Origin of the sequence: Microcoleus sp. Pol12B3, from assembly GCF_036701355.1 — a bacterium.
Lineage (GTDB): Bacteria > Cyanobacteriota > Cyanobacteriia > Cyanobacteriales > Microcoleaceae > Microcoleus.
Map to the genome: position 1 here is coordinate 144,537 of NZ_JAUBQS010000010.1, position 7,020 is coordinate 151,556.

The following is a 7,020-nucleotide window of genomic DNA, read 5'->3' on the forward strand; positions in this document are numbered from 1 at the left end:
GGATAATGGCTAACTGCTTAAAGTCAAAAACTAATGGTTCTAACTGTTGCCCCGTCCATCCAAAATCCGAAATCCGTTCAGGGGTATGCTCTGCAATCTAAAATCCAAAATCAAAAATCCAAAGTGGAAAAGGGAGGTCACTCCGTGGCGCAGTTTCAAATTGAATGTATAGAGTCTAACACTGACAAAGACCGCAGTCAGTACGGAAAATTTGTCCTGGAACCGCTCGATCGCGGTCAGGGAACAACTGTTGGGAATGCGCTTCGGCGAGTTCTGCTGTCAAATTTGGAAGGGACGGCAGTAACTTCAGTCCGCATCGCGGGTGTCAATCACGAGTTTGCCACGATCGAAGGGGTACGTGAGGATGTTCTAGAAATTCTCCTGAACATGAAAGAGGTCGTCCTCAAAACTCACTCTCAGCAGCCGCAAATCGGCAGGTTGCGGATTGAGGGGCCTGTCACCGTTACTGCCGATCGATTCGATTTGCCCTCCGAGGTCGAATTGATAGATCGCTCCCAGTACATTGCAACTCTCTCCCCGGGCTCAGTTCTGGAAATGGAATTCAGAATTGAAAAAGGCATCGGATACCGAGCAGTAGACCGCAGTCGCGATGATGGCTCGGCTTTGGATTTCCTCCAAATAGACGCCATCTTTATGCCGATTCGCAGAGTCAACTACAGCGTTGAAGATGCTAGGGTAGGCGGCACGGTCGAGAAAGACCGGCTGATTATGGAAATCTGGACTGATGGCAGCGTGACTCCTCAAGAAGCTTTGAGTCAATCTGCCAACATCCTGGTAGATTTATTTGCACCTCTCAAAGACATCACCCAAGATTCTCTCAAACCAGAGTATCCAGGTGAAGCAGATCCTACTAGCCAAATTCCGATCGAAGAATTGCAGTTGTCAGTCCGGGCTTACAACTGTCTCAAGCGGGCTCAGATCAACTCAGTCGCAGACTTATTGGATTATACCCAAGAAGACTTGCTCGAGATCAAGAACTTCGGGCAGAAGTCTGCCGAAGAAGTGATTGAAGCTTTACAAAAACGCTTGGGCATTACCTTGCCACAGGAAAAATCAGCTAAAAGTTAATCAACGGGTAACGGGTAAAAAAGTTCTGAATTTTAAGTAGGTGAGTTTTTAAGTTAAAGAATTCACCGCTCAAAACTCTCGGACTATCCCGGCGCCCAATTACCAATTACCAATTACCAACTGCCATGCGTCACCGCTGTCGCGTTCCCCAACTCAACAAACCGGCTGACCAGCGCCGCGCTATGCTGCGCTCGCTGACTACCGAATTAATCCGCCACGGTAAAATTACTACCACTCTCGCCCGCGCCAAAGCGCTGCGCCCAGAGGCTGACAGAATGATTACCCTGGCAAAAGATGGCTCATTGGCCGCTCGCCGGCAAGCTATGGGCTTTATCTACGACAAACAGTTAGTACACGCTTTGTTTGAAGCAGCCCAAGAACGGTACGGCTCGCGCAACGGGGGTTACACCCGCGTAGTGCGAACTGTCCCCCGTCAAGGAGACAATTCCGAAATGGCGATCGTTGAACTGGTTTAATTCAATTTTGGGTTGGAGATTTGTGATTTATGACTGACAATCCAAAATCCCCAATCGAAAATCCCCAATCGATACAGCGCGTTGCTCTGGTGATCCAATACCTCGGCACTAACTTTCACGGTTGGCAGCGACAGCCGAACCAGCGTACAGTACAAGAAGAAATTGAAACAGCAATATCGACTGTTCTGGAACGCCCGGTAACGCTGCACGCTGCTGGGAGAACCGATGCGGGAGTTCACGCTGCTGCTCAAGTAGCGCATTTTGATGCCCGCGGCCCAATTCCGGCTCACCGCTGGGCAAGTGTTCTTAACTCTCGACTGGCAAAAGATATTTTAATTCGAGCTTCGGCAAAGGTGGAACCTACCTGGCACGCTCGGTTCTCAGCCAGTTGGCGACGCTATCGCTACACCCTTTATACAGACCCGACCCCTAACTTGTTTGTGCGTCCTTTGGCTTGGCACTGCTATCACGCCCCTGTGGATGAATCTTTGATTCAGACAGCTTTGACACCGCTAATCGGGCGGCATCACCTGGCTGCTTTCCACCGCGCGGGTTCTGCCCGCCCCCATTCGTGGGTGAACGTGCAAGCAGCCGAGTGTCAGCGTTCTGGGCCTCTTATCTATATTGAGGTTCAGGCGAGCGGGTTTCTGTACGGGATGATGCGGCTGCTGGTGGGGTTGCTGGTGCAGGTGGGTCGCGGGGAAAGGCCGATCGAGAATTTCACCGATATCTGGGTCAACGAACGCCGAGAAATGGTAAAATATGCCGCTCCCGCTCAAGGTTTGTGCCTGCTGCGGGTTGGCTATTCAGAATTTCCCTTTCCCCCAGATGTCTGGTACGACACTCAGCCAAAATTAGTCATTAGTCATTAGTCATTAGTCATTAGTCATTAGTCATTAGTCATTAGTCATTAGGTAACTACTAATAAAAAACTAAGGACAACTAACAATTAAAAACTGACAACTGACAACTGACAACTGACAACTAACAACTAACTAACAACAGTTAACTAACAATTAACAACAAACAATGAACAAAACTTACGTCCCTACTCAAGACTCCCTAGAGCACAAGTGGTACGTGGTCGATGCCGCCGACCAGCGGCTGGGCCGTCTGGCAACTGAAGTTGCCATGTACCTCCGGGGGAAACACAAACCGACTTACACTCCTTCTATGGATACCGGCGACTTCGTAATAGTCATCAATGCTGACAAAATCGCTGTTACTGGCAAAAAACGCACCCAGAAAATCTACCGCCGCCATTCTGGAAGACCGGGTGGCATGAAAACAGAAACTTTTGCCAAATTGCAAGCACGTTTGCCCGAAAGAATTGTCGAAGAAGCTATACGAGGAATGCTGCCTCACACTTCTCTGGGCAGACAACTGTTTACTAAACTGAAGGTGTACGCTGGCCCCAACCACCCGCACCAAGCTCAAAAACCAGAAGAATTAATTGTTCACACGATTCCGGGAGGAAATGAGTAATGCAAGCAACAGATACATCGGGCCGCGCTGTGTACTGGGGTACCGGCCGCCGCAAGCGTTCCGTAGCGCGGGTGCGCTTGGTTCCCGGCACTGGCATACTGACTGTCAATGGTAAAGAGGGGGATTTGTACCTGCAATTCAACCCTACTTATTTGGCTCTCGCTAAGGCCCCTCTGGAAACTTTGGGTCTGGAAAATGAGTACGACATTTTGGTAAAAGTCGAAGGCGGTGGCTTGACAGGTCAGGCTGACTCGATTCGCTTGGGTGTCGCTAGAGCACTTTGTCAATTAGACCCTGACAACCGCAAGCCTCTGAAGACTGAGGGCTATTTGACTCGCGACCCGCGGGCCAAAGAACGGAAAAAGTACGGTTTGCGCAAAGCTCGCAAAGCTCCTCAATACTCGAAGCGGTAATCGAGGGAAGTTCGGCAACGGATTTTTTAACGGATGTAACGGATGTAACGGATGTAATGGAAGTTCGGCAACGGATTTTTTAACGGATGTAACGGATGTAACGGATGTAACGGAAGTTCGGATTGACGGATTGACGGAAGAAGGTAGAAAGAAAAGGCAAGAATCATTCAGATTTTATCTGCCTTTTTTTCAATTTTATTTCCGATTCCTAATTCCTGGTTACAAAAGGTATAAGACAAAATTGGTGCTGTTGTTGGTTTAGAAGTCCTGCGGCAGCTAAAATGGTTGTAAAGTCAAAAATTAGAGAGTAAAAAACAATGGCAAAAGATGGCATTCACCCTGAGTGGTATCCCGAATCTCAGGTTTATTGCAACGGGGAACTGGTGATGACTGTGGGTTCAACTAGACCAAAGCTTCAAGTTGATGTCTGGTCGGGAAATCATCCTTTTTATACTGGCACTCAGAAGATTATTGATACTGAAGGTCGTGTCGAGCGCTTTATGCGGAAATACGGCATGAGCGAGGTAGAAATGCCGAAGGCAGATGCTTCCTCTGGACCCCTGAAAATGGAAGAACCCAAAGCAGATGCTTCTAAGGCTGCTGGTAAAGGCAAAAAGAAGAAGTAGCCGGATTGTCATTTGTCCGCAGTTTGTTGAGAGTAGTTCTTTCTACTGGCAACTTACCGCCTTCGGATTTTAGATTTTAGATTGAAGACTTGCTAAGGCTGGCAGTTGAGTTCGATCGAGTAGAGTTTGATCGACATCTATCCTAACTGCTCTTGAGTTCTAAAATCTAAAATCTAAAATCTAAAATCTAAAATCGATCCGCCCTCGGATTGGAGAGTTTAGATTGAAGACTTGCTATGCAGGCAGTTGAGTTCGATCGAGAGTCTATCCCAACTGTTCTTCAAATCTAAAATCTAAAATCTAAAATCTAAAATCTAAAATCGATTGACAAAGGACAACTGACAATGGCTGAATCTTATTTGCTGGATAAATTGAAGTCGGTAGAGCAAACTTTTAATGAGTTGACTCGCCGCATGGCTGACCCGGATGTGGCTAGGGACAATCAAGAGTTTCAACGGGTAGCGAAAGCTCGATCGTCCTTGGAGGAAGTGGTCGATACTTTTGCTCTGTGGAAAACCACTCAGGAAGATTTGGTGGGCGCGCGACAGGTTCTCAAGGAAGCCGCGGGCGATCGAGATATGCAAGAAATGGCGGCGCTGGAAGTTCAGGAACTTGAGGCGAAGCTGGAGAATTTGGAAAGTCGTTTGAAGGTTTTGCTGCTACCCCGCGACCCGAACGATGACAAGAATATTATGCTGGAAATTCGGGCGGGTACTGGCGGAGATGAGGCTAGTATTTGGGCTGGAGATTTGCTGCGGCTGTATTCACGCTACGCTCAAACTCAAGGCTGGCAGGTGAAGTTGGTGAGCGAGTCGCTGGCGGAAATGGGCGGCTTTAAAGAGGTGATTCTGGAAATTACAGGTGACAGCGTTTACAGCAAGCTGAAGTTTGAGGCTGGAGTACACCGGGTGCAGCGAGTGCCTGTGACTGAGGCCGGCGGCCGGGTGCATACTTCGACGGCGACGGTGGCTGTGATGCCGGAGGTGGATGATGTGGAGATTCACATCGATCCGAAGGATATTGAGATGAGTACAGCTCGATCGGGCGGTGCTGGCGGTCAAAACGTGAACAAGGTTGAAACTGCTGCGGATTTGTTTCACAAGCCGACGGGAATTCGGATTTTCTGTACTGAGGAGCGCAGTCAGTTGCAGAATAAGGAGCGGGCGATGCAGATTTTGCGGGCTAAGCTCTATGAGATGAAGTTGCGGGAGCAGCAGGATGAGGTGAAGTCGCGGCGTTTGGCTCAGGTTGGTACTGGTTCACGCTCCGAGAAGATTCGCACTTACAACTACAAGGACAATCGGGCTACGGACCACCGTTTGGGGGAGAATTTCTCGCTCAATAGTGTTTTGGAAGGGGATATTGAGGCGATTATTCAAACTTGCATTTCTCAGGATCAGCAGGAACGTTTGGCTGAGTTGGCTGCTTCTACTAATTGATGGAGTGATGGGGGACTAGGCGCATTGTTTGCTCAGCCTCAGTTCCCTTGTTACGCGGGAGATATGGTTGAGTAGAGCCTCCCAAATTGCGTCGGCGATCGCCACTGGATATTTGAAATGTTCGAGGTCGTATTGTACAATGACTTCTAGAGGTGCTAGGATTTGCTGCTTTCGACAACTGGCAATTGCTGCGATCGCCTCTTGTTGCCATCTGGCAAATAGTCTGTAGCTGAAAAAGGAACTGCATTTTTGTCCTTTCTTGTTCAGGTAAACGACTATTACTTGATGTTGTTTGGGGTAGACTTTCACTATGTGTTTTACAGGCATTCTCAGGGCTTCGGCTGCTTCTATGTTGGAGATTTGCCAGCACTGGGGTTTTAGCCAACCGGAGGCTGTGAGGCTTTGACGGGTGCCGCTGGGCTTGTGAGTTTTTAGATTGCGTCTCTTGGTCATTTTTACTTTCCCTGATGTCTGTCTTCGGTTTCAAAGTTTGATCGGGCTGTCCCCTTATGTTGGGTTCCTCGCTCAGAACCATTTGTTTAGCGACTCCTTGGGTCTATCAAAAGTTAAGTTGTAATTATTAGTGTACTTGCAATCCTCTTTTGTGTCAAGTATAATTATGAATTGCAAGTGGAAAATTTAGGAGTTGGGAAGTAAACTGAGTTATGTGGGATTAAGTAGTGACGGCAGTTGTGAACGCAGAAGCTAAGAAAAAATTGATCGAGATTGTCAAACTAGCTCGCGGTTCGATGAGTCAGCGGGCATTCGGCAAGCTTCTGGGCGTCTCTGCGACTGCGGTTCAGTTGTGGGAAAAAGGTCAGAGCATCCCAGATACAGAAAATTTGGCTCAGATTGCTGTGAGGGCCGGGTTTACACTTGAAGAGCTGCTCGCTCATCTGGAAGGCAAACCCATGCTTGAACCGGTAGATACTAACGATCTGCTGAAAAAAATTCAATGTATACCAATTAGTGAGTTAGCCGTGGTTGGTAGAGCGGTGATGGATAGACTCGCGGCGGCGGCTGAGTCGTCTGGGAAATATAGTTGATGTATCACTTCGTAAGTAGACTGGTAGATACGGTTGAGTAACCTTCGAGTCGTGAACATCCAAAATAGACAAAAACTTAGCGAAATCATCAAAACTGCTCGCGGAACAATGAGTAATATCATGTCCGGTCGATCAACCATGATTAAACTTTTGCCTCTGGCCACCCAGAGAAATGAGTCTAATACCAATTCACTATGAAGCTGCATTTAATATAACGCTAAGGATATAGTTCCAACCAGAAAGACATCAACCTCATTTAGTGTATCTTCATAGTAAATTGGTATAATCAGTTGCGATTAACTCAAGTATTTTTGCAGGTGGGTTTGGTAGCTGTAGTTTAGACTAAATAAAGATGAGAACGGTGGCCAAAGAAGAACTAGAGCCACCGCGCCGGGAGAGAATGAGGGTGCAAAATAAAACCTATCCCCTCCCTCAATGAACAGTGA

General features: G+C 47.8%; 9 protein-coding genes. 8 read left to right on the plus strand and 1 reads right to left on the minus strand.

Annotation, left to right across the window (positions count from 1 at the left end):
• The first annotated feature begins 144 nt into the window (after positions 1-144).
• From QUA53_RS07830 to prfA, 7 genes are all read left to right on the plus strand, one after another.
• Positions 145-1,089 (plus strand): DNA-directed RNA polymerase subunit alpha, encoded by a 945-nt coding sequence (locus tag QUA53_RS07830; RefSeq protein ID WP_202798589.1) that lies wholly within the window; start codon positions 145-147, stop codon positions 1,087-1,089.
• A 125-nt stretch (positions 1,090-1,214) separates the two neighbouring features.
• Positions 1,215-1,565: a 50S ribosomal protein L17 gene (rplQ, locus tag QUA53_RS07835; RefSeq protein ID WP_333095876.1), complete on the plus strand. Its 351-nt coding sequence runs from the start codon at positions 1,215-1,217 to the stop codon at positions 1,563-1,565.
• Between the two features lie 29 nt (positions 1,566-1,594).
• Entirely contained in the window at positions 1,595-2,437 is an 843-nt protein-coding gene (gene truA, locus QUA53_RS07840; RefSeq protein ID WP_333095875.1) for a tRNA pseudouridine(38-40) synthase TruA, read from the plus strand.
• Positions 2,438-2,594: 157 nt separating this feature from the next.
• The gene (gene rplM / locus QUA53_RS07845; protein ID WP_015178725.1) at positions 2,595-3,050 is read left to right on the plus strand and encodes a 50S ribosomal protein L13; all 456 of its coding nucleotides are present in this window, start codon (positions 2,595-2,597) and stop codon (positions 3,048-3,050) included.
• Positions 3,050-3,463 (plus strand): 30S ribosomal protein S9, encoded by a 414-nt coding sequence (rpsI, locus tag QUA53_RS07850; protein ID WP_006634975.1) that lies wholly within the window; start codon positions 3,050-3,052, stop codon positions 3,461-3,463. Before rplM ends, rpsI begins: the two co-directional genes overlap by 1 nt.
• A gap of 317 nt (positions 3,464-3,780) precedes the next feature.
• A complete protein-coding gene (gene rpmE, locus QUA53_RS07855; protein ID WP_333039633.1) occupies positions 3,781-4,089 on the plus strand; it encodes a 50S ribosomal protein L31 in 309 nt (102 codons plus the stop codon).
• A gap of 344 nt (positions 4,090-4,433) precedes the next feature.
• Entirely contained in the window at positions 4,434-5,528 is a 1,095-nt protein-coding gene (gene prfA / locus QUA53_RS07860) for a peptide chain release factor 1 (protein WP_333095874.1), read from the plus strand.
• 15 nt (positions 5,529-5,543) lie between these two features.
• On the opposite strand, the gene QUA53_RS07865 is transcribed toward prfA, so the two are convergent.
• Positions 5,544-5,981 (minus strand): hypothetical protein, encoded by a 438-nt coding sequence (locus QUA53_RS07865; RefSeq protein WP_333095873.1) that lies wholly within the window; start codon positions 5,979-5,981, stop codon positions 5,544-5,546.
• A gap of 227 nt (positions 5,982-6,208) precedes the next feature.
• Between QUA53_RS07865 and QUA53_RS07870 the strand changes: the two genes are divergently transcribed.
• On the plus strand, positions 6,209-6,574 hold the full coding sequence (locus QUA53_RS07870) for a helix-turn-helix transcriptional regulator (protein ID WP_333149641.1): 366 nt from the start codon (positions 6,209-6,211) through the stop codon (positions 6,572-6,574).
• The last annotated feature ends 446 nt before the right edge of the window (positions 6,575-7,020 follow it).

What these genes read in the sequence shown, in the direction of transcription:
- rplQ (WP_333095876.1), top strand. Translation starts at nt 1,215, where the DNA reads ATGCGTCACCGCTGTCGCGTTCCCCAACTCAACAAACCGGCTGACCAG.
- truA (WP_333095875.1), top strand. Translation starts at nt 1,595, where the DNA reads ATGACTGACAATCCAAAATCCCCAATCGAAAATCCCCAATCGATACAG.
- rplM (WP_015178725.1), top strand. Translation starts at nt 2,595, where the DNA reads ATGAACAAAACTTACGTCCCTACTCAAGACTCCCTAGAGCACAAGTGG.
- rpsI (WP_006634975.1), top strand. Translation starts at nt 3,050, where the DNA reads ATGCAAGCAACAGATACATCGGGCCGCGCTGTGTACTGGGGTACCGGC.
- rpmE (WP_333039633.1), top strand. Translation starts at nt 3,781, where the DNA reads ATGGCAAAAGATGGCATTCACCCTGAGTGGTATCCCGAATCTCAGGTT.
- prfA (WP_333095874.1), top strand. Translation starts at nt 4,434, where the DNA reads ATGGCTGAATCTTATTTGCTGGATAAATTGAAGTCGGTAGAGCAAACT.
- QUA53_RS07865 (WP_333095873.1), bottom strand. Translation starts at nt 5,981, where the DNA reads ATGACCAAGAGACGCAATCTAAAAACTCACAAGCCCAGCGGCACCCGT.